Annotated in this window: 25 protein-coding genes; 5 read left to right on the plus strand and 20 right to left on the minus strand. The window is 75.0% G+C overall.

Going from position 1 to position 24,915, the window contains the following annotated elements:
- Positions 1–126: 126 nt before the first annotated feature.
- The 3 genes from ZF1_RS25545 to lysS all read right to left on the minus strand — a co-directional run bounded on the left by ZF1_RS25545 (position 127) and on the right by lysS (position 3,116).
- Positions 127–954 carry a siderophore-interacting protein gene (locus tag ZF1_RS25545; RefSeq protein WP_405421203.1) on the minus strand — a complete coding sequence of 276 codons (828 nt, stop codon included), beginning with the start codon at positions 952–954 and terminating at the stop codon, positions 127–129.
- 79 nt (positions 955–1,033) lie between these two features.
- Complete coding sequence (locus tag ZF1_RS25550; RefSeq protein ID WP_073576759.1) at positions 1,034–1,381, minus strand: histone-like nucleoid-structuring protein Lsr2; 348 nt, start codon at positions 1,379–1,381, stop codon at positions 1,034–1,036.
- 277 nt (positions 1,382–1,658) lie between these two features.
- Positions 1,659–3,116, minus strand: a complete 1,458-nt coding sequence (lysS, locus tag ZF1_RS25555) for a lysine--tRNA ligase (RefSeq protein WP_482638756.1) — start codon at positions 3,114–3,116, stop codon at positions 1,659–1,661.
- A gap of 160 nt (positions 3,117–3,276) precedes the next feature.
- Between lysS and ZF1_RS25560 the strand changes: the two genes are divergently transcribed.
- Positions 3,277–4,035 (plus strand): class I SAM-dependent methyltransferase, encoded by a 759-nt coding sequence (locus ZF1_RS25560; protein ID WP_482638516.1) that lies wholly within the window; start codon positions 3,277–3,279, stop codon positions 4,033–4,035.
- An 84-nt stretch (positions 4,036–4,119) separates the two neighbouring features.
- Here ZF1_RS25560 and ZF1_RS25565 read toward each other — a convergent pair whose 3' ends face one another.
- The 11 genes from ZF1_RS25565 to ftsH all read right to left on the minus strand — a co-directional run bounded on the left by ZF1_RS25565 (position 4,120) and on the right by ftsH (position 14,809).
- Complete coding sequence (locus ZF1_RS25565; RefSeq protein WP_062398459.1) at positions 4,120–4,923, minus strand: type III pantothenate kinase; 804 nt, start codon at positions 4,921–4,923, stop codon at positions 4,120–4,122.
- Between the two features lie 10 nt (positions 4,924–4,933).
- On the minus strand, positions 4,934–5,344 hold the full coding sequence (panD, locus tag ZF1_RS25570; RefSeq protein WP_208826235.1) for an aspartate 1-decarboxylase: 411 nt from the start codon (positions 5,342–5,344) through the stop codon (positions 4,934–4,936).
- Positions 5,345–5,366: 22 nt separating this feature from the next.
- Positions 5,367–6,254, minus strand: a complete 888-nt coding sequence (gene panC / locus ZF1_RS25575; protein WP_482638517.1) for a pantoate--beta-alanine ligase — start codon at positions 6,252–6,254, stop codon at positions 5,367–5,369.
- Positions 6,251–7,174 (minus strand): Rossmann-like and DUF2520 domain-containing protein, encoded by a 924-nt coding sequence (locus tag ZF1_RS25580; protein WP_251783589.1) that lies wholly within the window; start codon positions 7,172–7,174, stop codon positions 6,251–6,253. The genes panC and ZF1_RS25580 overlap by 4 nt, the downstream gene beginning before the upstream one ends.
- 306 nt (positions 7,175–7,480) lie before the next feature.
- On the minus strand, positions 7,481–9,328 hold the full coding sequence (locus ZF1_RS25585; RefSeq protein WP_482638518.1) for a PrsW family intramembrane metalloprotease: 1,848 nt from the start codon (positions 9,326–9,328) through the stop codon (positions 7,481–7,483).
- A gap of 48 nt (positions 9,329–9,376) precedes the next feature.
- Complete coding sequence (locus ZF1_RS25590; protein ID WP_482638519.1) at positions 9,377–9,913, minus strand: DUF3180 domain-containing protein; 537 nt, start codon at positions 9,911–9,913, stop codon at positions 9,377–9,379.
- Positions 9,910–10,425 carry a 2-amino-4-hydroxy-6-hydroxymethyldihydropteridine diphosphokinase gene (gene folK / locus ZF1_RS25595; RefSeq protein ID WP_346106319.1) on the minus strand — a complete coding sequence of 172 codons (516 nt, stop codon included), beginning with the start codon at positions 10,423–10,425 and terminating at the stop codon, positions 9,910–9,912. Before folK ends, ZF1_RS25590 begins: the two co-directional genes overlap by 4 nt.
- Positions 10,422–10,787: a dihydroneopterin aldolase gene (folB, locus tag ZF1_RS25600; protein ID WP_178375735.1), complete on the minus strand. Its 366-nt coding sequence runs from the start codon at positions 10,785–10,787 to the stop codon at positions 10,422–10,424. Before folB ends, folK begins: the two co-directional genes overlap by 4 nt.
- Positions 10,784–11,614 carry a dihydropteroate synthase gene (gene folP, locus ZF1_RS25605; protein ID WP_208826391.1) on the minus strand — a complete coding sequence of 277 codons (831 nt, stop codon included), beginning with the start codon at positions 11,612–11,614 and terminating at the stop codon, positions 10,784–10,786. Before folP ends, folB begins: the two co-directional genes overlap by 4 nt.
- 49 nt (positions 11,615–11,663) lie before the next feature.
- Complete coding sequence (gene folE, locus ZF1_RS25610) at positions 11,664–12,278, minus strand: GTP cyclohydrolase I FolE (RefSeq protein ID WP_412763174.1); 615 nt, start codon at positions 12,276–12,278, stop codon at positions 11,664–11,666.
- A 32-nt stretch (positions 12,279–12,310) separates the two neighbouring features.
- Positions 12,311–14,809 (minus strand): ATP-dependent zinc metalloprotease FtsH, encoded by a 2,499-nt coding sequence (gene ftsH / locus ZF1_RS25615; protein WP_346106321.1) that lies wholly within the window; start codon positions 14,807–14,809, stop codon positions 12,311–12,313.
- 345 nt (positions 14,810–15,154) lie between these two features.
- On the opposite strand from ftsH, the gene ZF1_RS25620 reads away from it, so the two are divergent.
- Complete coding sequence (locus ZF1_RS25620) at positions 15,155–16,165, plus strand: serine protease (RefSeq protein ID WP_346106323.1); 1,011 nt, start codon at positions 15,155–15,157, stop codon at positions 16,163–16,165.
- Between the two features lie 7 nt (positions 16,166–16,172).
- Here the strand turns inward: ZF1_RS25620 and hpt are convergent, their stop codons facing one another.
- The 4 genes from hpt to dacB are packed head-to-tail and all read right to left on the minus strand — an operon-like array spanning position 16,173 to position 20,438.
- The gene (gene hpt, locus ZF1_RS25625; protein WP_020623080.1) at positions 16,173–16,733 is read right to left on the minus strand and encodes a hypoxanthine phosphoribosyltransferase; all 561 of its coding nucleotides are present in this window, start codon (positions 16,731–16,733) and stop codon (positions 16,173–16,175) included.
- A gap of 59 nt (positions 16,734–16,792) precedes the next feature.
- Positions 16,793–17,905: a tRNA lysidine(34) synthetase TilS gene (gene tilS, locus ZF1_RS25630; protein ID WP_346864537.1), complete on the minus strand. Its 1,113-nt coding sequence runs from the start codon at positions 17,903–17,905 to the stop codon at positions 16,793–16,795.
- Complete coding sequence (locus ZF1_RS25635) at positions 17,902–18,987, minus strand: zinc-dependent metalloprotease (protein WP_346106326.1); 1,086 nt, start codon at positions 18,985–18,987, stop codon at positions 17,902–17,904. Before ZF1_RS25635 ends, tilS begins: the two co-directional genes overlap by 4 nt.
- Before the next feature lie 41 nt (positions 18,988–19,028).
- Positions 19,029–20,438 (minus strand): D-alanyl-D-alanine carboxypeptidase/D-alanyl-D-alanine endopeptidase, encoded by a 1,410-nt coding sequence (gene dacB, locus ZF1_RS25640; RefSeq protein ID WP_062398478.1) that lies wholly within the window; start codon positions 20,436–20,438, stop codon positions 19,029–19,031.
- Between the two features lie 226 nt (positions 20,439–20,664).
- Here dacB and ZF1_RS25645 point away from each other — a divergent pair, with 226 nt between their 5' ends.
- On the plus strand, positions 20,665–21,153 hold the full coding sequence (locus ZF1_RS25645) for an inorganic diphosphatase (protein ID WP_073576771.1): 489 nt from the start codon (positions 20,665–20,667) through the stop codon (positions 21,151–21,153).
- 42 nt (positions 21,154–21,195) lie between these two features.
- Here the strand turns inward: ZF1_RS25645 and ZF1_RS25650 are convergent, their stop codons facing one another.
- The gene (locus ZF1_RS25650; RefSeq protein WP_482638520.1) at positions 21,196–22,407 is read right to left on the minus strand and encodes an acetyl-CoA C-acetyltransferase; all 1,212 of its coding nucleotides are present in this window, start codon (positions 22,405–22,407) and stop codon (positions 21,196–21,198) included.
- Positions 22,408–22,420: 13 nt separating this feature from the next.
- Positions 22,421–22,873: a MaoC family dehydratase gene (locus ZF1_RS25655; RefSeq protein WP_346106331.1), complete on the minus strand. Its 453-nt coding sequence runs from the start codon at positions 22,871–22,873 to the stop codon at positions 22,421–22,423.
- 222 nt (positions 22,874–23,095) lie between these two features.
- Here ZF1_RS25655 and ZF1_RS25660 point away from each other — a divergent pair, with 222 nt between their 5' ends.
- The gene (locus tag ZF1_RS25660; RefSeq protein WP_346106333.1) at positions 23,096–24,061 is read left to right on the plus strand and encodes an ATP-binding protein; all 966 of its coding nucleotides are present in this window, start codon (positions 23,096–23,098) and stop codon (positions 24,059–24,061) included.
- Positions 24,062–24,080: 19 nt separating this feature from the next.
- Positions 24,081–24,908 carry a SirB1 family protein gene (locus ZF1_RS25665; RefSeq protein WP_346106335.1) on the plus strand — a complete coding sequence of 276 codons (828 nt, stop codon included), beginning with the start codon at positions 24,081–24,083 and terminating at the stop codon, positions 24,906–24,908.
- Positions 24,909–24,915: the final 7 nt, after the last annotated feature.

Here is a 24,915-nt window from a genome sequence, read left to right on the forward strand (position 1 = left end):
GGCCACCCTCGCGGGAGACCACATATCACTGTATCGGTCGAAGGGGCCCCGGCGCCTCCACCTGACGTGCACCGGGGTACGTGCCCGCAGTAACACGGGTGACACCTGCCGTGTTCCCGACGGACGTCAGCCGGTCGCGGCAGCGGCCTCCTCGCGCTCCCGCTCGGCCGCCTTGAACTGCCGGAACCCCTCCTCGTCGCGCCCGCGGCGCCAGTACCCGGAGATCGACAGGTCGTCCTTGGCGACGCCGCGCTCGCGGGTGAGATGCCTGCGGAGTTCGCGCACGGCGATCGCCTCACCGTGCACGAAGGCGTGCACGCGCCCGGGGAGGAACTCCAGACCCGCGACGACGGCGGGCAGCTGCTCCGAGTCCGGGTCGCCCCCGGCGTCGGTGCGGTACAGCCACCGCACGTCCACCCCGGGGCCCGTCGGCACGTCGATCTCGTCGCCGGGACCGTCCACCTGCAGGACGGCGACGACCGGCCGCCCGGCCGGGATCCGCTCGAGCGCGGCGCAGATCGCGGGCAACGCGGCCTCGTCGCCGACGAGCAGGTGCCAGTCGGCGTCCGGGTCCGGTGCGTAGGCGCCGCCCGGGCCGAGCATCCGCAGCCGGTCGCCCGGGCGGGCGGCGGCCGCCCACGGGCCGGCGAGGCCGGTGTCGCCGTGGTGGACGAAGTCGATGACGAGCTCGCCTGCGGCGTGGTCGAGCGAGCGGACGGTGTAGGTCCGCTGGGCGGGCCACCGGTCGCGCGGCAGCTCGGCGTGCACCCGGTCCATGTCCAGCGGCTCGGGGTACTCGACGCCGGGGAGCGGGAAGAGGATCTTGACGTAGCGGTCGGTGTACTCCGTGACGGGGAACGCGGCCAGGCCGTCGCCACCGGCGACGACGCGCACCATGTGCGGGCTCAGGCGTTCGGTGCGGAGCACCCGGAGATCGGTGACGGGGCGGGCCATCAGGCTGCCTCCCAACGACGAGAGGGGAAGGGGCCGTCGCGACGGTACCCCTCCCCCGCCCCGCCGGGTAAGGCAGACCTTAGTTCTCCTGGTGGTAGGCCTCGAGCACCTCGGCCGGGATGCGGCCGCGGTCCGAGACCTTCATCCCGCGGTTGCGGGCCCACTCGCGGATCGCCTGGTTCTGCTCGCGGTCGACCGACGGGCGGCGGGCCGCCCCGCCCGACGAGCCGCTGCTGCGCCGGCGGGCCGCTCCACCGGCGCGACGGGCGGCCGCGACGTAGTCGGCGAGCACGTCGCGCAGCTTCTTCGCATTCCCGTCGGACAGGTCGATCTCGTAGTTGCGTCCGTCGAGACCGAACTCGATCGTCTCGTCCGCCGCGTCACCGGTCAGATCGTCGACGAGCCGGACTTCCTTGATCTGCGCCATCTCCGCAGCCTCCCTGAATGGCCGAACACGTTCATGATGAGGGACCGGGGCGGACATCGGCGACTGCGCGATGCAATAGCAGGACGCAATATGAGGCCACCGGGTACCGGTTCCGACTCGAATCCGAGAGTATCCGAGAAATGTTCGTGTCGTCGACCTGGGTACGGCGAAATACGGCGAACCGAGTTCGACACCACTCGTACGGGTCCGCCAAACACGACGCCCCCGGTCGCTCTTCGCGGCCGGGGACGTCGTCGGATGTGCGTTCGGAACCGGTTCAGGACTCGCCGCGGACCAGCGGGAACAGGATCGTCTCGCGGATTCCGAGGCCGGTCAGCGTCATCAGGAGACGGTCGATACCCATTCCCATCCCACCGGTGGGCGGCATGCCGTACTCCATGGCGCGCAGGAAGTCCTCGTCGAGCTGCATGGCCTCCGGGTCGCCCGCCGCGGCCTTGAGCGACTGGGCGTGCAGGCGTTCCCGCTGCTCGACCGGGTCCACCAGCTCGGAGTAGGCCGTGGCCAGCTCCACGCCGAAGACGATGAGGTCCCAGGACTCCGACAGCCGCGGGTCGTCGCGGTGCGCACGGGTCAGCGGCCGCACCTCGACCGGGAAGTCGCGCACGAAGGTCGGCGCGTGCAGGGTGTGCTCGACCAGCTTCTCGAACAACTCCAGCACGATCTGTGCGGCCGTCGGGTAATCGGTGATGTCGACGTCGTGGGCGTGCGCGATCCGCTGCAGTTCCGACAGTTCCGTGTCCGGCGTCACGTCCCGCCCGACGGCCTCGGACACCGATCCGTAGATGGTCACCGATCGCCACTCGCCACCGAGATCGTGCTCGGTGCCGTCGTGGTGGCGCACCGTGGTGGAACCGAACAGCGCCTGCGCCGAGGACTGGATCAGCTCCCGGGTCAGGACCGCCATGTCGTCGTAGGTCGCGTAGGCCTGGTAGGCCTCCAGCATCGCGAACTCCGGGGAATGCGTGGAGTCGATGCCCTCGTTCCGGAACACCCGGTTCAGCTCGAAGACGCGCTCGATACCACCGACCACGCAACGCTTCAGGAACAGCTCCGGTGCGATCCGCAGATACAGATCGGAGTCGAGTGCGTTCGCGTGCGTCACGAACGGACGCGCAGTGGCACCGCCGTGCAGGTTCTGCAGCATCGGCGTCTCGACCTCGATGAAGTCGCGGCCGGTGAGCGACTCGCGGACGGTCCGCAGCACGGTGGACCGCGCGCGCACGGTCTCGCGGGCCTGCGGGCGCAGGATGAGGTCGACGTAGCGCTGCCGGACCCGGTTCTCCTCGGAGAGCTCCTTGTGCGCGGTCGGCAGCGGCCGGACCGACTTCGCGGCGACCGACCACTCGTCGACCATCACCGAGAGCTCGCCCCGTCGCGAGGTGATGACCTCACCGCGCACCGCGACGAAGTCACCCATGTCGACGACGGCCTTCCAGCCGGCCAGCGCCTCGGCCCCGACCCGGTCGAGCGAGAGCATGGCCTGCAGCTCGGTGCCGTCGCCCTCGCGCAGCGTCGCGAAGCACAGCTTGCCGGTGTTCCGCACGAAGATCACCCGGCCGGCGACGGCCACGGTCTCGCCCGTCGCGGTGTCCGCGGGCAGGTCCGGGTGGGCGTCGCGGACCTGGCGCAGCGAGTGCGTGCGGGGGACCTCGACGGGGTACGGGTCGGTGCCCGCGGCGATCAGCTCCGCGCGCTTGGCCCGGCGCACCCGCATCTGCTCGGGGAGGTCGGCCTCGGTCGCCGGGTCGGACGGTGTGCCGGGAGTGTTCACGGCAGGTCAGGCTATCGGCGGTACCCGGGAGCGCCCGTCGTCACCCCCCCACCTCCGCGGCGAGGCATCGCGCGGTGGCCGGCCACCGGCCTACCGTGCGGAGGTGCCCGACGACGAGGTGGACCGCGGCCGCACGTTCGGTGCCGTCGCCCGCGCCTACGACGACCACCGCCCCGCCTACCCCGACGCCGCCGTCGACGCGGCGCTGGCCGGGACCGCGGAGCGGCCCCGCGTGCTCGACCTGGGAGCGGGGACCGGCAAGCTGACCCGCGTCCTGACCGCGCGCGGCCTCGACGTCGTCGCGGTGGAGCCGGACCCGGCGATGCTCGCCGTCCTGCGGGAGCGCTCCCCCGGCGTCGAGGCCCGGACCGGGTCCGCGGAACGCATCCCGCTGCCCGACGGCCACGTCGACGCCGTGCTGGTGGGCCAGGCGCTGCACTGGTTCGACCTCGACCGGGCCGCCCCGGAGATGGCGCGGGTGCTGCGGCCCGGCGGCGTGCTGGCCGGGCTGTGGAACGGCGGGGACGACGACGTCGCCTGGATCCGCGAGTTCGGCGAGCTCACCGTGCGCGGGCGGCGTGTGCCCGGCGACCCGGCCGGTGGCGGCGGCGCGACGCCGCACCCGGGCTCCCCCTGGTTCGTCGACGACGGGGAGGAGCGCGTCACCTGGGGCCGCCCGACCACCGTCGACGAGCACCTCGCCGACATCGCCACGCACTCCTGGGCGCTGCTGAGCACCCCGCAGGACCGGGACGCGGTGTTCGCCGCCGCCCGGGAGTTCCTGACCGGGCGGGTCGCCGGCCCCGACGGCCGCTTCACCATGCCGATGCGCACGATCGTGCGGCGGTCCCGCAGGCTCTGAGCCCGGCCGGCGGGCGCGGTCCACGGGGCCGGTCAGCGGGGCCGGTCAGCGGGGCCGGTCAGCGGGGCCGGTCAGCGGGGCCGGTCAGCGGGGCCGGTGGTGGCGCAGGTGGGTCAGCCGCAGCCCGTGCAGCGTCAGGTCCGGGACGTGGTGGGTGACGGTGTCGGCACGGCCGTGGACGAGCTCCGCGAGCCCGCCGGTGACGATCACGGTGACCGGCAGCGCGTCCGGGCCCAGCTCGGCGAGGATGCGGCGGACCAGCCCGTCGACCTGCCCGGCGGCGCCGTAGAGCACCCCGGCCTGGACGGCCTCGACCGTCGTCCGGCCGATGACCGAGCGCGGCTCGACCAGGTCCACCGGCCGCAGCGACGACGCCCGCTCGGCCAGCGCCTGCATCGCGATGTCGATGCCCGGGGCCAGGGCCCCGCCGAGGAACTCGCCCTTCGCGGTGACCACGTCGATGTTGGTGCAGGTCCCGAGGTCGACGCAGATGCAGGTGGTGCCGAACAGGTGGTGCGCGGCGAGCGAGTTCACGACCCGGTCCGCGCCCACCTCGCGCGGGTGGTCCACCAGCAGCGGCACGCCCGTCCGCACCCCCGGCCCGACTACGAGCGTGCGCATCCGGTCCGACCAGCGCGAGAGCAGCGTGCGCAGCTCCCGCGACGGCCCGGGCACCGTGGACAGCGCGGCGACCGCGGTGACCTCGGGGAAGTGCGCGCCGAGCATCCCGGTGACGGTCAGGTCCAGCTCGTCGGCGGTGGCGCTGGTGTCGGTGCGCAGCCGCCAGCGCCGCTCCGGCTCCGGGTCGAGCGCCTCCGCACCCGTCCCGGTGTCGGGGTAGAGCCCCAGCGAGACGTGGGTGTTCCCGACGTCGATGCAGAGCAGCACCGTGTCGTCCTCAGCGGGCCGCGCTGGTCAGCAGGCCCGAGCCCTCCGGGGCGTGTCCCGGGTCGGCGCCCAGGTCGGCGATCCGGTTGTCGGCGTCGACGAAGACGACCCGCGGGCTGTAGCCGCGCAGCTCGGCCTCGTCATAGGAGCCGTAGGAGATCAGGATGACCAGGTCACCGGGGTGCACCAGGTGCGCGGCGGCGCCGTTGATGCCGATCACCCCGGAGCCGGGCTCGCCGGTGATCACGTAGGTCTCCAGGCGGGCACCGTTGGTGATGTCGACGATGCTGACCTGCTCGCCCTCGAGCAGGTCGGCGGCCGCCATGAGGTCGGCGTCGACGGTGACCGAGCCGACGTAGTGCAGGTCGGCCTGCGTCACGGTGGCGCGGTGGATCTTGGACTTCATCATCGTGCGGTTCACGGCGGTTCTCCTCGGGACGCGGTCAGAACGCGATGGGGGCGTTGTCGATCAGGCGGGTGGCGCCGACCCGGGCGGCGACGAGCAGGCGGCCGTCCCCGGCGCCCGGGGCGGGGGCCGGTCCGAGGTCGGTGTCGCGCAGCTCGAGGTAGTCGACGTCGACCTCCGGCTCGGTCGCCAGCTCGGCGCGGGCGGCGTCCAGCACGGCGTCGTGCCCGCGGACCGACACCGCGGCCCCGGCCGCGAGCGCGCGCGACAGCACGGCGGCGGCGCGGCGCTGCCCGGGGTCGAGGTAGACGTTGCGCGAGGACAGGGCCAGGCCGTCGTCCTCGCGGACGGTCGGGACGCCCACGACCCGGGTCGGGAAGTCCAGGTCGCGCACCATCCGGCGGATCAGCGTCAGCTGCTGGTAGTCCTTCTCGCCGAACAGCGCGACGTCCGGGCCGACGATGTGGAACAGCTTGGACACGACGGTCAGGACGCCGTCGAAGTGGCCTGTCCGGGAGGCGCCCTCCAGCTCATCGCCGAGCGGCCCGGCGGTGACGCGGGTCTGCGAGCCCGGCGGGTACATGTGCTCGACCTGCGGGGTGAACACCAGCTCGACGCCCTCGTCGCGGCAGGCGTCCAGGTCGGCCTCGATCGGGCGCGGGTAGCGGTCCAGGTCCTCGCCCGCGCCGAACTGCAGCGGGTTCACGAAGATCGACACGACCGGGACGACGGCGCCGGGGATCCGCTTCGCGTGCCGGATCAGCTCGCGGTGGCCCTCGTGCAGGGCGCCCATCGTGGGGATGAGGACGACCTTGCGGCCCGCACCGCGCAGCGCGCGGGTGACCGCGGCGAGCTTCGCCGGGTCGGCGTGCACGGTCAGCCGGCCGGTGCCGTAGCCGTTCCGGGTGGAGCCGGGGGTGCTCACTTCTCCTCCAGTGCGGTCTCGATGTCGCGGACGCCGTCGGGGCCGAGGAGCCCGGCGGCGGCGGCGCGGTGGGCGGTGCGCCCGGCCAGCGCCCGGTATACGGCGGCCAGGTCGGCGTCGGCGTCGCCGATGTGCTCCAGGTGGGTCCGGACGGTGCCGGCGTCGCCGCGGGCGACCGGTCCGGTCAGCGCGCGGTCGCCGTGGCGCAGCGCGTTGTCCAGCGCGGCCGACAGCAGCGGCGCGACGAGCCGCTCCGCGGGCCGGATGCCGGCGGTCTCCAGCAGCTGCACGCAGTCCCCGACCAGGGTGGTCAGGTGGTTGGCGCCGTGGGCGAGCGCGGCGTGGTAGAGCGGGCGCATCGCCTCGGGGATGCGGACGGGCTCGGCCGACATCTCCAGCACGAGTGCCTCGGCGACGCTCCAGCCGACGGCGTCGCGCGGGTCGCCGTGCTCCGGGTCGCCGGGGGCGGTGACGCCGATGCAGCAGGCGGCGAGCCGGTCGACGTCCTCGGGGCGGCCGGTCACCGTCATCGCCGGGTGCAGCGCCAGCGGCAGCACACCCCGCTCCGTCGCCGGGTCCAGCACCGCGACGCCGCGCGACCCCGCCGTGTGGACGGCGATCTGGCCCGGGCGGAAGCATCCGGCGGCGGCGAGACCACGGACCAGGCCGGGCAGCACGTCGTCGGGGACGGCGAGCAGGACCAGGTCGGCGCGCGAGCAGACCTCGTCCGGCGGGAGCAGGGGGACGTCGGGCAGCAGGGTCTCCGCCCGGCGCACCGAGGCCTGCGAGACCCCGGAGGCGGCGACGACGTGGTGGCCCGCGCGGGCGAGCGCGGCGCCCAGCACCGCACCGACCCGACCGGCCGAGACCACCCCGACCGCGAGCCGCGCGGGGCGACCGCCATCGATCGCAGAGTCCATCACGAGAATCCGTTTCCTCCCGTTCCGGTCCTGGTGGGGTACCGGTCGGGCAATCCGCGGGTGGCGCGACCTCCGGTGGCCGCGCGCCGGACGCGAGGGTAGACGGGCGCCGGGTGGCGGGGCGTGCTCCTGAGACCGGCCTCACCCCCGGCCCCGCCGGTGATCGACGGTTGTGGAGTTCAGCGCCCGCCTCGCGAACGCTCCGCTCCACAACCGGTGATCATGGAACGGGGTGGGGGCGGGCGGGCGGTCCCCGGCGCCCCGGATCGGCCCGGATCGGCCCCGATCGGCCCCGATCGGCCCGGGTCAACGGGCGGCGGGACGGTCCGGGTCGTCGTCGGGGCGGAGCATCGGGCGGGTGGGGCCGGGGTCGGACGGGTTGTCGTGGTGGCGGCCGCGGGGCTCGGCGGCGGGTGGTTCCGGACGGCGGACGGCCCGGGTGAGGTGCTCGTCGCCTCCCCCCGGGGCGGGTCCGGCGGCGCCGGGGACCGCGGGGCCCGGCGCCGGCGAGGCGGACGGTGCCGGACCGGACACCGGGGAACCGGGCGGCTGGTGTCCGGGTGACGGCGAGCCCGCTCCCCGGCCGCCGGGGACCGGACCGGGCCCGGCACCCGGCTGGCCCGGACGTCGGGCCGGCTCCTGCGGACGGCCGGGCACGCCCGGGCCGTCGGAGCGGGCCTCGGGATCGGCCGACCCCGGACCGCGCGGGCCGGCGGGACGGGCGACGCCGGGCGGTCCCGGGGTGTACGGGGCGGGTGTCCGCGGCGCACCCGACCACGGAGCGACCCGCGGTCCCTCGGGGCGCCCCCAGGGCGCCGCGGTCATGAGCGTGTCCGGGCCGGGCGGGAGCGGCGGCACGGCGGGCCCCGCGGAGGCGGACGCGCCGCCGCCGTCGGGGAAGGTCGGGATCCGGAACTGGCCGGAGAAGCTGCCGTCCGGCGCGGCCGGGGGCGGCGGCTCCCAGTCCGACGGACGCTTCCGCGCCCAGGCCGCGACCAGCGCCTCCGGCACCCCGACGGCGACGGCGCGGGCCCGCAGCACCGCGGCCAGCTTCTCGTCGTGCAGGGCGTGGGCGCTCTCCTTCACCGCGCCGCGCGCGATCCGGTTCCGCATGAACGCCAGCTCGGTGACCGCGGACTGGTACTCGGCGACGGCCTTCGCCGCCGCCGGGCCGGAGCGGCGCCGCACCAGTGTGCGCCAGCCCTTCCGCCGGGACAGCCGGGCCAGCAGGGTCACCTCGCTCGGCGCGATCCAGCCCGCGGCGGCGAAGCCGGGCAGCTGCGCGGCGACGATCCGCGCCTCGCGGCGACGGGCGAACACCACGAGCAGGATCAGCCCGACGAAGATCGGGACCATCACGAACAGGTAGATCTGGAAGAAGCCGCCCGGCGTCGCGGCCAGCACCGACGCGCCGTTCCACAGCGCGTGCAGCACCACCGCGGCGACGTAGCCGGCGATCATCGCCAGCACCCGCACCCCGATGCTGCGGCTGGCCACCGCGATCCCGGCGGCGATGCCGATCATGCAGGTGAACAGCGGGTGCGCGAACGGCGAGGCGACGCCGCGGACGAACAGCGTCGCGAGCACGCCGGCCGACTCCGGCTCGGACACCGCGCGGCCGAGGTAGAGGATGTTCTCGCTGAAGGCGAACCCGGCGGCGACGATCCCGGCGTAGACGACGCCGTCGACGATCCCGTCGAACTCGCGGCGCCGGAACAGCAGCAGCCCGACCAGGAACAGGCCCTTGGTGAACTCCTCGACGACCGGGGCGACCACGACCGGGCCGAACAGGTCGCCCGCGCCGCGCCCGGCGGCCGCGTCGAGCACCGCCGAGGCGCTCGTGTTGATCAGCAGGGCGACCAGCGCGGCGAACCCGGCGCCCCAGAGGAACGCGCCCATCAGCATCCGCGGCGGCTCGGGCTCCCAGCGGTCCACCCAGAGGAACGCCGCCACCACCGGCACGACCGGCAGCAGCGCGGCCAGGGTCCCGACGATCACACCCGGCGTCCCGATCGCGCGTTGCAGCACCCCGATCGTGATCACCGCGAGCAGGGCCAGCACCACCAGGCCGACGACCGGCAGCAGCACGCCCCGTCGCTTGGCGGACGGCGCCGGCACCGGTGTGTACGGGCGGCCGAGCGTCGGGGACGTCATGACCGTCCAGCGTAGAGAACCGGCCCCGCCCGCGCGGGGGGACGCGCCTCAGGTCGAGCGGATCCCACCGTCGGTGTCGTCCGGGTCGTCGGGGGCACGGCAGCAGTACTCCAGCCAGAACGCGGCGCCGATCAGCAGCAGCGCGCTGACCACACCGAACCCGGCGACGACGCTGTCCCGGAACGCGGCCACCACGACCGCGGCCCGCGGCAGCGTGTGCATCAGCACGCCCACCCACAGCCCGGCGACCACCGCGCCGCCGACCGCGGAGGCCTTGGCGAGCAGCACCGCCCGGGCCGCGACGAGCGGCGGTACCGGGACGGCCCCGTTCCGCCGCTCGGTCCGGCGCCGCAGCACGACCCCGCCCGCGGCCTCGGCGGCGGCGAGGACCGTGACGACGACCGCCGCGGCGACCGGCAGCGTCGGCAGCGACCCGTAGGTCAGCTGGACGAGAATGTTGCCGAGCAGGGCCGCGACCACGGCGATCGCGGCGACGTCGCGGACCCGGGTCGGGCGCACGGTCGGGCGCGGGTCGCCGTCCGGGCCGCGGCCGGGGCGCCGTCCGCCCGGTCCGGGCGCGGTCATGCCGGGTCCCGCAGGACGACGTCGTCGCGGCGGTGCGCACCGGCACGGCCGTCCGGGCCGAGCCGGTCCAGCAGGTCGGCGACCGGCCCGTGCCCGTGCAGGACGGCGCCGGGCTCGGCGAGCAGCCAGGGCAGCAGCACGGTGGCCCGGTCGGGGGTGCCCGGGTGCGGCAGGAGCAGCTCCGGGTCGTCCGAGGTGACCGGGGCGCCGTCGTCGGTCACCTGGACGACGTCGACGTCGAGGGTGCGCGGCCCCCACCGCTGCTCGCGGACCCGGCCCGCGGCGTCCTCGAGTGCCTGTCCACGGCGCAGCCAGCCCCACGCATCGAGCCCCGGGTCGTCCGCGACCAGCACCGCGTTGAGGAAGTCCGGCTGGTCGGTCACGCCCCACGGCGCCGTCTCGAACACCGGCGACACCGCCACGACGGCCGCCCCCAGGTCCGCGACGACCGTGCGCAGGTGCGCGGCCCGGTCGCCCAGGTTGGAGCCGAGGGACAGGACCGCGCGGGTCACGCCCGGCTCCGGGTCAGGACGACCGCGACGTCGTCGAAGGTCAGGGGGATCGGCGCCGACGGCTTGTGCAGCGTCACCTCGACGGCGGCGACCCGGGCGTCGTGGTCCAGTACGGCCTGCGCGATCTCCCCGGCGACGGCCTCGACGAGGTCCCGGGCCGGACCGCCGACGATGCCCGCGGCCAGCTCGGCGAGCTCGCCGTAGTGCAGCGTGTCGGCCAGGTCGTCCGAGGCGGCGGCGGGCGCGAGGTCGGCGTGCACCACCAGGTCGACGACGAACTCCTGGCCGTCGCGACGCTCGTGGTCGAACACGCCGTGGTTCCCGCGGACCCGCAGACCCCGGAGCTCGATCCGGTCGCTCACCGCCCGGTCTCCCGCGGAGTGCGGGCGCGCGAGGCGCCGAGCCGGCAGGCGGCGGCGACCGCGATGGCGTCCATCGTGGACTCGACGTCGTGCACCCGCACGCCCCAGGCGCCCGCGTTGGCGGCGAGCGCGCTGACCGCGGCGGTCGCGATGTCGCGGCCCGGCGGGGTGCGCGGCTCGCCCTCGGCCGAGGCCAGGAGCTCGCCGAGGAACCGCTTGCGCGAGGCCCCGACCAGCACCGGGAAGCCCAGGTCGACGAACACGTCGAGCCGGCGCAGCAGCGCCCAGTTGTGCGCGGCGTTCTTGGCGAACCCGAGACCGGGGTCGAGCACGATGCGGCCGGGGTCGACCCCGGCCATCACGGCGTGGTCGACCCGGGCGACTAGCTCGGACCGGACCTCGCCGATCACGTCCTCGTAGCCCGCGAGCTGCTGCATGCCGGCGCTGTGCCCGCGCCAGTGCATGATCACCCAGGGCGTCCTCGACTCGGCGACGACCGCGGCCATCCGCGGGTCGGCCAGGCCGCCGGAGACGTCGTTGACCATCGCCGCACCGGCCTCGACGCAGGCCTGCGCGACCTCGGACCGGGTCGTGTCGACGCTGACCCGCACGCCCGCGGCGACGAGCTCGCGCACGACCGGCAGGACGCGGTCCCGCTCGGTCGCGGCGTCGATCCGCTGCGCCCCGGGCCGGGTCGACTCCCCGCCGACGTCGACGAGGTCGGCCCCGGCGTCGCGCATCGCGACGCCGTGTGCGACGGCGTGCGACCGGTCGACGTAGCGGCCGCCGTCGGAGAACGAGTCGGGGGTGACGTTCAGGATCCCCATGACCGCACAGCGGCCGAGCTCCGGCAACGCCCCGCCGGGGGCGACCACGTCAGCGCCCCCTGATCAGCGAGAGCGCCTCCGCGCGGGAGGTCGCCGAGCTCTTGAACAGCCCGCGCACCGCCGAGGTGGTGGTGCGCGACCCCGGCTTGCGGATGCCGCGCATGGCCATGCACAGGTGCTCGGCCTCCAGTACGACGATCACCGCGCGCGGGTTCAGCTTGCGCACCAGGGCGTCGGCGATCTGCGCGGTCAGCCGCTCCTGGACCTGCGGGCGCTTGGCGTACAGGTCGACCACCCGGGCCAGCTTGGACAGGCCGGTGACCTGGCCGTCGACGGCCGGGATGTAGCCGACGTGGGCCACCCCGTGAAAGGGCACGAGGTGGTGCTCGCAGGTGGAGAACATCGGGATGTCCTTGACCAGCACGAGCTCGCCGTGGCCCTCGTCGAAGGTCTTCTCCAGCACCGTGTCCGGGTCGACGAACAGCCCGGCGAAGATCTCGCCGTAGGCGCGCGCGACCCGGGCCGGGGTCTCCTTGAGGCCCTCGCGGTCCGGGTCCTCCCCGACCGCGATCAGCAGCTCGCGGACGGCGCGCTCCGCACGGTCCAGGTCGACCCCGCCGGGTACGGCCCGGGTCACCCCGGGCGCCACCGCGGCGGACTCCACCGGTCCGGAGCGTCCGTCCGTCGTCGACGTGCTCAGTGTCCTGCCTCCGGGTCGTGTCCGCGTCGCTGCTCGCCGGCGCCGGGATCGTTCGCACCACCCGGCGCGCCGTTGCCGTGCGCGCCGTTGCCGTTGCCGCCGTCGCCCGCTCCGGGACCGGACCGGGGACCGCCCTGGGCGGGGCCCTGCGGCCCGCCCTGCTGCTGCGGCTGCGCCCAGTTCGGCGGCGGCCAGCTCTGCCCCTGCGGGGTGGTCGCGGGCCGCCAGTCCGGCGGGGCGCCGTAGTTCGGGGCGACGGCGGGCGGCGGGGGCTGTCCCGGTCCGCCGTAGGACCCGGCCCGGCCGTAGCCGTGGGCCGGGGCGCCGTGCCCGTTGCCGGGCGCGCCGTAGCCGTTCCCGTTCCCGTTGCCGCCGCCGTGCCCCTGGCCGCCGTCGCCGGGGCCGTAGCCGCCGTCGTTCGGGGCGTCCGGGCGGCTCGGGGCCGAGCCGCCCGCCGGGAACGGGGAGGCGCCGGGGGTGCCGGGCGCGTCGCCGTAGCCGTTGGCGGAGCCCGAGCCGACCTCGACCGGGGTGCGCTCGTCCTCCTCGGGCGGCAGGACCTCACCGCGCTCGTGCGCCAGCTCGCGCCGGGTCTTGATCGGCGGCTTCTCCGACGGCGTGCGCACGCCGAAGTCGTCGAACGCGGTGATCCGCGGCCGCTTCTCCACCGACCCGAAGATCCGCTCGAGGTCCTTGCGGTTCAGGGTCTCCTTGTCCAGGAGCTCCAGCACGAGGTCGTCGAGCACGTCGCGGTAGGTGTTGAGGATCTCCCACGCCTCGGTGTGCGCGGCCTCGATGAGCTTGCGCACCTCCTCGTCGATCTCGTGGGCGACCTCGAGCGAGTAGTCCGCCTGGTTGCCCATCGAGCGGCCGAGGAACGGGTCGCCCTGCTCGCGGCCGTAGCGGACGGCGCCGAGCTTGGCGCTCATGCCGTACTCGGTGACCATCGCACGGGCGATCTTGGTGGCCTGGTCGATGTCGGAGGACGCGCCGGTCGTGGGCTCGTGGAAGACGAGCTCCTCGGCCGAGCGCCCACCCATCGCGAACACCAGCCGCGCGATCATCTCGGCGCGGGTCATGAGGCCCTTGTCGTCCTCCGGGACGACGAGCGCGTGCCCGCCGGTGCGCCCGCGCGGCAGGATCGTGAGCTTGTAGACCGGCTCCAGGTCCGGCATCGCCCACGCGGCCAGCGCGTGCCCGCCCTCGTGGTATGCGGTGATCTTCTTCTCGCGCTCGGAGACGATCTTCGACTTGCGCCGGGGGCCGCCGACGACGCGGTCGACCGACTCCTCCAGCGCGGCGCCGTTGATCAGCGTCCCGTGCTCGCGGGCGGTCAGCAGCGCGGCCTCGTTGATCACGTTGGCCAGATCGGCACCGGACATGCCCACGGTGCGCTTGGCCAGCGACTCGAGGTCGACGTCGTCGGCGAAGGGCTTGCCCTTGGAGTGCACCTTCAGGATCGCGCGACGGCCCGCCAGGTCGGGGGCGCCGACCGGGATCTGCCGGTCGAACCGGCCCGGGCGCAGCAGCGCCGGGTCCAGGATGTCCGGCCGGTTCGTCGCGGCGATCAGGATGATGCCGCCGCGGGCGTCGAAGCCGTCCATCTCGACGAGCAGCTGGTTCAGGGTCTGCTCGCGCTCGTCGTGCCCGCCGCCGAGGCCGGCGCCGCGCTGGCGGCCGACCGCGTCGATCTCGTCGACGAAGATGATGCAGGGCGCGTTCTGCTTGGCCTGCTCGAACAGGTCGCGCACCCGGGAGGCACCGACACCGACGAACATCTCGACGAAGTCGGACCCGGAGATCGTGTAGAACGGCACGCCCGCCTCACCGGCGACCGCACGGGCCAGCAGCGTCTTGCCGGTGCCGGGCGGGCCGTAGAGCAGCACGCCCTTGGGGATCTTCGCGCCCAGGGCCTGGTAGCGGCCCGGGTTCTGCAGGAAGTCCTTGATCTCGTAGAGCTCCTCGACCGCCTCGTCGGCGCCCGCCACGTCCGCGAACGTGTTCTTCGGCATGTCCTTGTTCAGCTGCTTGGCCTTGGACTTGCCGAAGCTCATGACCCGGTTCCCGCCGCCCTGGGCGTTGTTCAGGAACCAGAACAGCAGGATCAGGACCAGCGCCAGCGGGATCATCGTGATCAGCAGCGTGGAGAGGAAGGAGTCCTGGCGGACGACGGTGTCGTACTCGGCGATCCCGGGGACCTGGCGGACCTGGTCGAAGATCTGACCGGAGATCTGCGCCGGGTACTGGGTGAGGATCTGGGTCGTCTCGTTGCCGTCGACCTCGATCGGGCGGTCCAGCGTGAGGCGGAGCTGCTGCTCACGGTCCTCGACGAGGGCGTCCTTGACGTTCCCCGACTGCACCTGGGAGAGCGCGACCGACGTCGTGACCTCGGTGTATCCGCGGGTGTCGTCGAACAGCTGGCTGAACCCGAGATAGATCAGGAGTGCGACGAGGATCCAGATCAGCGGGTTGCGGAGCAGGCGCTTGCGGTCCATGCAACGTCGGCCTGGGTGGCCTTCACCTTCCCGGGAGTGGTTCTCGGCAGCGGCGGCGGACGGTGTACCGCCCCGCCGGAGGGCCCTGACCCGCCAGGATAGCCCCACGGTGGGTGGCGTGCTCCGGACGGACCTGGCCGGACCGCCCGGTGAGCGGACGGCCGATCGGTGAACGAACCGGCGACCTGCCCGGTTCCCCCACAGGGGTGTCCCGACGCACACGTCGACACCGTGGTGTGGGACAACTGTGCAGCACGCTCGGTACCGGGACGGCGGCGGAGGGCAGCGGCGCCCTGCTCCGTCCGGTCCAGCGGCGATGGTCTGCGGGTCGGGAGGGACGATCGGATGGCGCTGCACGCGGTGGCCGGACCCCGGCGGACGGTGTCGGTGCTCGCCGCCGGTCTCGCCGCCGCGGCGGCACTGGCGGTGTTCACCGTGCCGGTGGGGACGGCCGCCGCCGTGCCCGTGATCCCGCCGCCCGCGGCCGCCGCACCGACGCCGCCGGTCGTGACCGCGCCGCCGGCGACCACCGCCCGGGCCGAGGCGAGCGACCTCGTGCCGCACCCGGCCGTCGTCGCGGGGCCGGGGTCGATCGGCCCGGGGACCGTCACCGAGACCACCGGCGCGGGCCTGTGCACGGCCGGGTTCGTGTTCACCGCGGGCGAGCGCACCTTCCTCGGGCAGGCCGCGCACTGCGGCGGCACCGGCGACGAGACCGAGACCGACGGCTGCACCTCCGACGCGGTGCCGCTGGGCACCCCGGTGCTGGTGCACGGCCGCGACGGCACGGTCACCGGGACGCTGGCGTGGAGCTCGTGGAACACCATGCAGGCCCGCGGGGAGCGCGACCCCGACGCCTGCGCCTACAACGACCTCGCGCTCGTCGAGCTGCCCGCGGGCGCCCGCCCCTCGGTGGGTGCCGCGGTGCCGTTCTTCGGCGGTCCCGGCGCGGTCCGCACCGCGCCGCTGCCCGCCGGCACCCCGGTCTACGGCCTGACCAACCCGCCGGGCGCCGGCGGCGTCCGCACGGTCGGGGTGCGCGCCGGTGCGGCCGCCGCCGAGGTCGGTGGCGGCTGGGGACACGCGGTGTTCGCCGTGCAGGACGGCGTCGCCGGGGAGTCGGGCAGCCCGCTGCTCGACGCACAGGGCCGCGCGATCGGCGTGCTGTCCAGCCTCACCACCACCGACGACCTGCCCAGCATCGAGTACACCGACCTGGCGAGGGCGTTGGACTACGCCGCCCGCACCGACGGTCCGGCCGGTCTGGCACTCGCCGGCGGACCCGCGTTCACCGCGGCCCCGGCCGGGGTGGACCCGCGCGCGCTGGCCACACCGGCCGGGCCCGGGCTCGGCTGAGCCGCGCTCAGGCGTAGACCGACGGGTCGAGCGTGCCGATGTAGGGCAGGTCGCGGTAGCGCTCGGCGTAGTCGAGGCCGTAGCCGACGACGAACTCGTTCGGGATGTCGAAGCCGACGTAACGGACCGGGACGTCGACCTTCACCGCGTCCGGCTTGCGGAGCAGCGTCACGACCTCCAGCGACGCGGGCGAGCGGGTCTGCAGGTTGCCCAGCAGCCAGTTCAGGGTCAGCCCCGAGTCGATGATGTCCTCGACGATCAGCACGTGCCGCCCGGCGATGTCGCGGTCGAGGTCCTTGAGGATCCGCACGACGCCCGACGACGAGGTCGACGAGCCGTAGGAGCTCACCGCCATGAACTCCAGCTGGGCCGGGATGGGCAGCGCGCGGGCGAAGTCGGTCATGAACATGACGGCGCCCTTGAGGACGCCGATCAGCACGAGGTCGGACTCGCGGCCGTCGCGCACGAGGTCGGCGTAGTCACCGGCGATCTGCTGCGCCAGCTCCGCGGTCTTCTCGCGCACCTGCTCCTCGGTGACCAACACCGAGGAGATGTCCCCGTCGTACACCCGACCCCCTCGCACGGACCGTGTGGCGGTCCGGTCGACCCTGTGCACCGGACCCGCGGTCACGCCCGGTCACGCGGCCGGCTGCGGCGGCGCAGCACGAGCCTGCCACGGGCGCGGGTCAGCACCAAGCCGCCGCCCACCGCCGGTCCGCCCTGCCCGCGCCAGGCCCCGACGAGGTCGTCGGCCGCCCGCAGCTGCGCGTCGGTGAGGGCCCGCGCGCCCGCTCCGGCGAGCCATTCCCGCAGGACCCGGCGCCGTACGGCGGGCTCGGCAGCGGCCAGTACACCGGTGTCGAGCGCGGTGCCGAGGGCCTCCCCGACCCCCGCCGCGGCCCCGGTGGGGTCGGTCACGGCGGTACCCGGTGGTGAGCCGTTGTCGCCGGAATCACCCGGCCCGGGCCCCCCCGCCGGTGCATTCCGCTCACCGTCCGTGGCCACGCGGGCCGCGGACAGCAGCCGGGCCGCGGCGACGGAGAGGGCGGCGTCGTCGTCGTGGAGCTGGTCCGCGGTGCGGGCGAGCGCGGCCGCGACCCCGCCGCCCAGGACGTCCTCCAGCAGCGGCAGCACCTCGTGGCGCAGCCGGGAGCGGACGAAGCGGGGGTCGGCGTTCTGCGGGTCGGCCCAGGCCGCGACGCCGGCGACCGCGCAGGCGGCGACGGTGTCGGCCCGGCGCACCCCGAGCAGCGGGCGCAGCCACGGCTCGGTCCACTCGCGCATCCCGGACAGCGACCGGGCCCCGGAGCCCCGGCCGAGGCCCAGCAGGACCGTCTCGGCCTGGTCGTCGAGGGTGTGCCCGAGCAGCACCGGCGACGACGGCGTCGGCCGCGCCGCCCGCAGCGCCGCGTACCGGGCGGCCCGGGCCGCGGCCTCGGGGCCGCCCGCGGCGCCGACGACGACCGGGTGCACCGTCGCCGTCACCCCGAGCCCGCGCAGCAGCGTGGCGAGCCCCGCCGAGCGCTCCGCGGACCCGTCCTGCAGCCCGTGGTCGACGACGGCGGCGTGCACCGGCCCCTCGACCGCCTCCCGGACGGCGAGCACCAGCGCGGTGGAGTCGGCCCCGCCGGAGCAGGCGACCAGCGGGGGGGCGGCCGCCACGTCGCCGGGCAGTCGGTCCAGTGCGGCCCGCACGGCACGCCGGACCCGGCCGGCCCCGGCGGGCCCGTGACCCGTCAGGCGACGCGGCGCAGCCACGCGGCGGGGTCGTCCAGCTCGGCGCGGGTCGGCAGCGTCTCCGGCGACTCCCAGACCCGGTTGATCCCGGCCATCCCGGCCTCGCGCTCGACGGCCCGGCAGAACGCGGCGCCGACGGCGTACTGGCGCATCTTCGCCTCGACCCCGAGAAGCGCGCGCAGGATCCGGTCGATCAGCCCGCCGCCGCGGCGGCGCTCGGTGAACCGGCGCCGGATGAGCGCGACGTCGGGGACCACGTCCGGCCCGACGGCGTCCATGACGTGGTCGGCGTGCCCCTCCAGCAGGGTCGACAGGGCGAGCAGCCGGTCGAGCACGGCCCGCTGCTCGGGGCCCTGCAGCAGCTCGACGAGCGCGAGCACGTCGGCCTTGCGGCCGTCCTCGCCGCGCAGCGCGCGGATCGCGTCGGGCAGCCGGGCGAGCCGCGCGGTGTCCGGTTCCTGCAGCGACAGCAGCTCGGTGACCAGCCCGGAGAAGTGGTCGCGCAGCCACGGCACCGCGGTGAACTGGAGCCGGTGGGTGGCCTCGTGCAGGCAGACCCAGAGGCCGAACTGGTCGCCGTCGACGTCGAGTGAGCGCGAGGCGGCGTAGACGTTCGGGGCGACGACGATGAGCCGCCCCGCCCCGCCGGGCCCGCCGAACGGGTCGTACTGGCCGAGCACGCGGGCACCCATGTAGGCGAGCAGCGCGCCGAGCTGCATCCCCGAGCCGGCCGCGGTGACCGTGCGCAGCGGCCACGGCGAGTCGGGCAGCCGGGCGCCGGAGGTCAGCGCCTCCATCCCCCCGACGGCGGCACGCGCCCAGGCGGGCCGGTCCAGCACGTCGGCGGGCAGCAGCGGCAGGTCCGCCCCGAGGCCGGTGACCTCGCGGACGTGTCCCTCGGCGCGGGCGGAGTCGGTGCGCAGGCGCTCCACCAGCGCGCCCGCCACCGCGGGGGTGGTGCGGGGCCCGGCGGGCATCAGCGATGCCGCCGTCGACGCGGCCAGGGACCAGTTCACCGGCAGCCCGGCGCCGGTGATGTCGGGCCGGGGGCGGCCGGTGACCGGGCCGGTCGTGTCGGTCTCCATGCGTCCCACGCTACCCGCGACGACGGGTGCGCGAGACCGGGTCAGCCGCGGCAGCCGCAGCGCGACAGCGTCGCCGCGATGCGGTCCAGCGCGGGCCGGGCGTCGGCGGGCGAGGTGCCGTTGGACAGCAGCGCGAACACCAGCAGCCTGCCGTCGACGTCGGTGACGACCCCGGCGAGGCTGGAGGCGCCGGACAGCGTGCCGGTCTTGGCGCGCACGACACCGCGCCCGGCGACCGACCGCGGGTCGCCGAACCGGTCGGCGAGCGTCCCGCCACCGCCGGCGACCGGGAGCCCGGTGAGGATCGGGCGCAGGAACTGCACGTCGGTCGGGCTGTCGGACTGGGCGGCGGCCGAGGACAGCACCGCGCCGAGCAGCCGGGCCGGGATCAGGTTGTCCCGGGACAGGCCGCTGCCGTCGGCGAGCTGCAGCCCGGACACGTCGTAGCCGGCCTGGACCAGCGCCTCGGTGACGGCCTTCGAGGCGCCGTCGAACGAGGCCTCGCCGTCCTTGGACACCGCGACCTGGCGGGCCATCGCCTCGGCCGTGACGTTGTCCGAGGCGGTGAGCATGTACTCGATGAGGCTCGCGATCGGCGGGGAGGACACGCTGCCCAGCACCGGCGCGTTCGCGGCGGCGACGCCCTCGCGGACGTCGGAGGCGCCGAGCGCGCGGGCCAGCGCCTTCCCGGCGGCCGCGGCGGGGTCGGTGCTGCGCGGGCCGTCCTGCTGCAGCGGGTCGGTGCGCCCGCCGTCGAGCATCAGCGCCGACATCGGGGCGACGTAGCCGTCCGCGACGTCGGTGGGCCCCCAGCCCGGGGACTCGGCCGGACCCTTCCAGAGGCTCGCGTCGGTGTAGACCGTCGTGATCGGGCGGCCGACGGCCTTCTTCACCTGCTCGGCGAGGTCGGCGATCCGCGCGGGCTCCGGGTAGAGCCCGTCCTGCCCGTCGGGCAGCGCGGTCAGCGACGGGTCGCCGGACCCGACGAGGACGACCGAGTCCGGGGACGGACCGGGCACGACCCGGGTCGCGAGCCGGTCGGTCGGGTTCAGCGACAGCAGCGCGGCCGCGGCGGTGAGCAGCTTCGTCGTGGAGCCGGGGACCATGCCGCGGTCGCCGTCGCGCTCCCAGATCGGCTTCACCCCGCGCGGGGCCGCGGAGTCCATGACGACCCCGGTGACCTCGCCGAGCTCGGGCGCGTCGAGCTGGGAGGACAGGGCCTGGGTGATCCCGGCGGCACTCGGCACCGGCGCCGTCGGTGTGAGCGGGCGCAGCGCGGGCATCGGGACCGGCGGGTACTGGGTGGCGGTGGTGCCGAGCCCGAACGAGCTGCGGGCGTCCGGCCCGGCCAGGGCGACGGCGCCGAACAGCGAGGCCAGTGCCATCACCGCGACCGCGACCACGGCGAACCGCCGGTAGCTGCGCTCCGGCCGGCGATGCCTGCGTCCCACGGACCCTCCTGTACCTGCTCGTCCGGCGGCCGACCTGCCCGCACGGTGGTGCGACGCGGGCCACATCGGCCCGCTCCGCCCTCACCGGCGTGCACCCGCGCCCACCCGGTCCCTCACACTAGGGGGCAGCACCGACACCGCCGGAGCGGGCGGGCCAGCGGCCCCGCCCCGGATCCGGTGGAGCCGTGACACAAGACCGCTGACCCTCTTCAAGGAGCAACGAACCGTGGACTTCGACGTCACCATCGAAATCCCCAAGGGCGGCCGGAACAAGTACGAGGTCGATCACGAGACCGGACGTATCCGGCTCGACCGCACCCTGTTCACCGCCACCCAGTACCCCGCCGACTACGGGTTCATCGACGACACCCTGGGCGAGGACGGGGACCCGCTGGACGCCCTGGTCCTGGTGCAGGAGCCGACCTTCCCCGGGTGCGTCATCCGCTCCCGCGCGATCGGCATGTTCCGGATGAAGGACGAGAAGGGCGGCGACGACAAGGTCCTCTGCGTCCCCTCGGACGACCCCCGCCAGGAGCACCTGCGCGACATCCACCACCTGGCCGAGTTCGACCGGGCGGAGATCCAGCACTTCTTCGAGATCTACAAGACCCTCGAGCCGGGCAAGAGCGTCGAGGGCGCGTCCTGGGTCGGCCGGGCCGACGCCGAGCGCGAGATCAAGGCGTCCTACGAGCGCGCGAAGAACGCCGGGCACTGACCGGTCGCCGGGGCGGCCGTGCACGGCCGCCCCGGCTACGGGTCACACCTTCTCGAACACCGCGGCGAGCCCCTGGCCGCCGCCGATGCACATCGTCTCCAGCCCGTAGCGGGCGTCGCGACGCACCATCTCCCGGGTGAGCGTGGCCAGGATGCGGCCGCCGGTGGCGCCGACCGGGTGCCCCATCGAGATCCCCGAGCCGTGCACGTTGGTGCGCTCGAAGTCGGCGTCGGTGAACTTCCACTCCCGCGTGCAGGCCAGGACCTGCGCCGCGAACGCCTCGTTCAGCTCGATCAGGTCGATGTCGGCCAGGGTCAGCCCGGCCGCGTCCAGCGTCTTGGCCGTCGCCGGGACCGGGCCGATGCCCATCGTCTTGGGCGGGACCCCGCCCAGGCCCCAGGACACGACCTTCGCCAGCGGGCGCAGTCCGAGCTCGGCGGCCTTCTCCGGGCTGGTCACCACGCAGATCGCGGCGCCGTCGTTCTGGCCCGACGCGTTGCCCGCGGTCACGGTGGCGTCCGGATCGTCCTTGCCCAGGATCGGGCGCAGCGTCGCCAGCTTCTCGACCGTCGAGTCGGGGCGGACGTGCTCGTCGCGCTCGACGACGGTGTCGCCCTTCCGGCCGGGCACGGTCACCGGGACGATCTCCTCGGCGAACACCCCGGACTCCTGCGCGGCCGCCGCCCGGTGGTGCGAGCGGACGGCGTACTCGTCCTGCTCGGCGCGACCGATCGCGTAGTCGCGGCGCAGGTTCTCCGCGGTCTCCAGCATGCCGCCCGGCACCGGGAAGTTCTTCCCGCCGGCGGTGACGCGGCCGCGGGCCAGCGAGTCGTTCAGCATCACGCCGGGGCCGCCCTTGACCCCCCAGCGCATCCCGGTGGAGTAGAACGACGCGCCCGACATCGACTCGGCACCGCCGGCCAGCACGACCTCCGCCGCGCCCGTCCGGACCTGGCCGGCCGCGTAGAGCACGGCCTGCAGGCCCGAGCCGCAGCGGCGGTCGATCTGGATGCCGCCCGCGGTCACCGGCAGGCCGGCGTCGAGCGCGGCGACCCGTCCGATCGCCGGGGCGTCCATCGTCGGGTAGCAGTGGCCCAGCACGACGTCCTCGACGACGTCGGGGTCCAGCCCGGTCCGCTCCATCAGGGCGCGGATCACGGTCGCGGCGAGGGTGTGGGCCGGGACGTCGCGCAGCGACCCCCCGAACCCGCCGACCGGGGTCCGCAGCGGCTCGCAGATCACCGCATCACGCATGGGTTCTCTCCTCCTAGACGAACTGCCGGGTCAGCCATTCGGCGACCAGGGCGGGCTTCTCGGATCCCTCGACCTCGACGGTCACGCCGATGGTGAGCTGGACGCCGCCGGAGACGTCGCTGACGTCGGTCAGCTCGACCCGGGCGCGGATCCGGCTGCCCACCGGCAGCGGGCTGGTGAACCGGACCTTGTTGAGGCCGTAGTTCACGCCCATCGTGACCCCGTCCACCTTGTAGACGGACTGGACCAGCTTGGGCAGCAGCGACAGCGACAGGAAGCCGTGGGCGATCGTGGCGCCGAACGGTCCGGACGCGGCCCGCTCGGCGTCGACGTGGATCCACTGGTGGTCGTCGGTGGCGTCGGCGAAACCGTCGATCCGCTCCTGCGTGACGGTCAGCCAGGGCGAGGTCCCGATCTCGGTCCCCTTGGCCGCCCGCAGCTCGTCCACTCCGTCGAAGACGCGCATCTGTCACTCCGTTCGTGGTAGGTGATGGGTGATCCGTTTCCAGCTTTCCCTACCGCACCGCGGGCCGCCGGGGGGTGCGACGTCGTCGAACACACACGCCCCGCACCGCACGACCGGTGCGGCTTGGTTAAGGTCACCTCGTCAGGAGCCGCCTTGAGCAGATGGGCACAGCTTCGACGTGGAAGGCCTACGCCCCATGACCCCGACCGCCCCCGACCGCCGATGACCACCACCACCACCACCCCGCGTCCCGACCCGGACGGCCTCGTCCACCGGGCCGTGCCGTACCGGGATCCCGAGCACCAGGCCGCCGCCCTCACCGCACCGGTGACCGAGGCGCTGGAGTCGGGCCGTCGCGCGCTCGTGGTCGTCGACCCGCGGTGTGCCGCGGTGCTGCGCCGCTCCCTCGGCCACGACGCCGGGGTGGAGTTCCGCACGCCGGACCGGATGCACTCGGCCCCGCCGTTCACGGTCGCGGGGCGCTGGAGCCGCGCGGTGCGCGAAGCGCTGGCCGACGGCGCGTCCGGGGTGTGCACGGTCGGCCAGCCGGTCGAGCTGCCCGGCGCGGACGCCGCCTACTGGACCCGCCTCGACCTCGCCCTCTCGCACGCCCTGCGCGCGCTGCCCGTCGAGCTGCTGTGCTGCTTCCCCGACGTCGAGGCCGACCGCGCGCACGCCGGGGCCCTGCACGACGAGTTCCTCGTGGACGGCGCCCCGGTCCCGAGCGGCTGCCGGCGCGACGACCACGAGCTGCTGGCCGAGAACCCGCAGTGCCCGCCGGACGAGCTGGGGCCGGCGATCGTGACGCTGCCGGTGACCTTGGACGACCTCGGGTCGATGCGGCGCGTCGTCGAGCGGCAGGCCGAGCTGTCCGGGCTGGGGCCCAGCCGGACCTCCGACCTCGTGCTGGCAGTCAACGAGCTGATCAGCAACGGCGTCGAGCACGGGTCGGGTAACCCGGTCCTGCGGATGTGGCGCACCGAGGCGGGGCTGGTCTCGGAGATGAGCGACGCCGCGACGTGCCGGCTCGCGTTCCCCGGGCTCGCCGCGCCACCGGTCGCCGGGAACCGCGGCCGGGGGATGTGGCTGGCCTCGGAGCTGTCGGACGTGCTGCAGGTGTGGACCGCGGAGGACGACCCCGGTCAGGTGACGGGCACGGTCGTGCGCGTCACGATGTCGCCCCCGTGAATCCCGGTACGGTCCCGGGGTGACCCGGCACGACCGCGCCGACCCGGTGACCCGCTTCCTGCGGATGGTGACCGGGCCCGAACCGCCGCTCGACGAGGCCGCACTGGCGATCGCCGCCGGCGCCGCCCCGGATCCGGAGGTCGCGGCGGTGTCCACCGCACGGGCCCGCGCCACGCTCGACGAGCTCGCCGACGGTGTCACCGGCTTCGAGTCGCTGCTGCACCGGTTGTTCACCGAGGCCGGGTTCCGCGGCAACTCCGCCGACTACGCCGACCCGCGCAACTCCTTCCTGCCCGACGTCCTCGAACGCCGCACCGGCATCCCGATCACCCTGTCGGTCGTCGCGATCGAGGTGGGCCGCCGGGCCGGGGTACCGCTGGAGGGCGTCGGCATGCCCGGGCACTTCCTGGTGCGGGTGCCCGGCACCCAGCGCCTCGTCGACGCCTTCGACGGCGGCAGGCGGCTCGACCCGGCGGGCTGCGAGGAGCTCTTCCGCGCGACGACGGGCGCCGGCCCGGAGGTGCCCTTCGACGCGGGCATGCTGCCGCGGACCTCGACCCGCCAGATCCTCGCCCGGATGCTGGAGAACCTGCGTGCGACCTACGGCCGCTCCCGCGACCACGACGGCCTGGAGTGGGTACTCCGGATGCGGCTGGGCCTGCGCCACCAGGGCCCGGAGCTCATCCGCGAGCTCGGCGAGGTGCTCGCCGCGCAGGCCCGCTGGGACGAGGCGGCCCGGCTGATGGAGTCCTGGGTGGACGGTCCGGGGCGCGGATCGCGCTCGGGCGCCGACGTGCTGGACCAGGTGCGCACCGAGGCGATGAAGCACCGGGCCCACCTCAACTAGGACGCCG

The organism is Pseudonocardia sp. ZF1, from assembly GCF_056835605.1.

Coding starts and splice junctions, on each gene's coding strand:
- ZF1_RS25635 (WP_346106326.1), bottom strand. CDS start 18,987: ATGGAGACCGACACGACCGGCCCGGTCACCGGCCGCCCCCGGCCCGAC.
- ZF1_RS25620 (WP_346106323.1), top strand. CDS start 15,155: ATGGCGCTGCACGCGGTGGCCGGACCCCGGCGGACGGTGTCGGTGCTC.
- lysS (WP_482638756.1), bottom strand. CDS start 3,116: ATGCGGGTGCGCCGGGCCAAGCGCGCGGAGCTGATCGCCGCGGGCACC.
- ftsH (WP_346106321.1), bottom strand. CDS start 14,809: ATGGACCGCAAGCGCCTGCTCCGCAACCCGCTGATCTGGATCCTCGTC.
- ZF1_RS25585 (WP_482638518.1), bottom strand. CDS start 9,328: ATGACGTCCCCGACGCTCGGCCGCCCGTACACACCGGTGCCGGCGCCG.
- ZF1_RS25660 (WP_346106333.1), top strand. CDS start 23,096: ATGACCACCACCACCACCACCCCGCGTCCCGACCCGGACGGCCTCGTC.
- ZF1_RS25545 (WP_405421203.1), bottom strand. CDS start 954: ATGGCCCGCCCCGTCACCGATCTCCGGGTGCTCCGCACCGAACGCCTG.
- ZF1_RS25655 (WP_346106331.1), bottom strand. CDS start 22,873: ATGCGCGTCTTCGACGGAGTGGACGAGCTGCGGGCGGCCAAGGGGACC.
- folP (WP_208826391.1), bottom strand. CDS start 11,614: ATGGGGATCCTGAACGTCACCCCCGACTCGTTCTCCGACGGCGGCCGC.
- ZF1_RS25580 (WP_251783589.1), bottom strand. CDS start 7,174: ATGGACTCTGCGATCGATGGCGGTCGCCCCGCGCGGCTCGCGGTCGGG.
- ZF1_RS25550 (WP_073576759.1), bottom strand. CDS start 1,381: ATGGCGCAGATCAAGGAAGTCCGGCTCGTCGACGATCTGACCGGTGAC.
- ZF1_RS25590 (WP_482638519.1), bottom strand. CDS start 9,913: ATGACCGCGCCCGGACCGGGCGGACGGCGCCCCGGCCGCGGCCCGGAC.
- ZF1_RS25650 (WP_482638520.1), bottom strand. CDS start 22,407: ATGCGTGATGCGGTGATCTGCGAGCCGCTGCGGACCCCGGTCGGCGGG.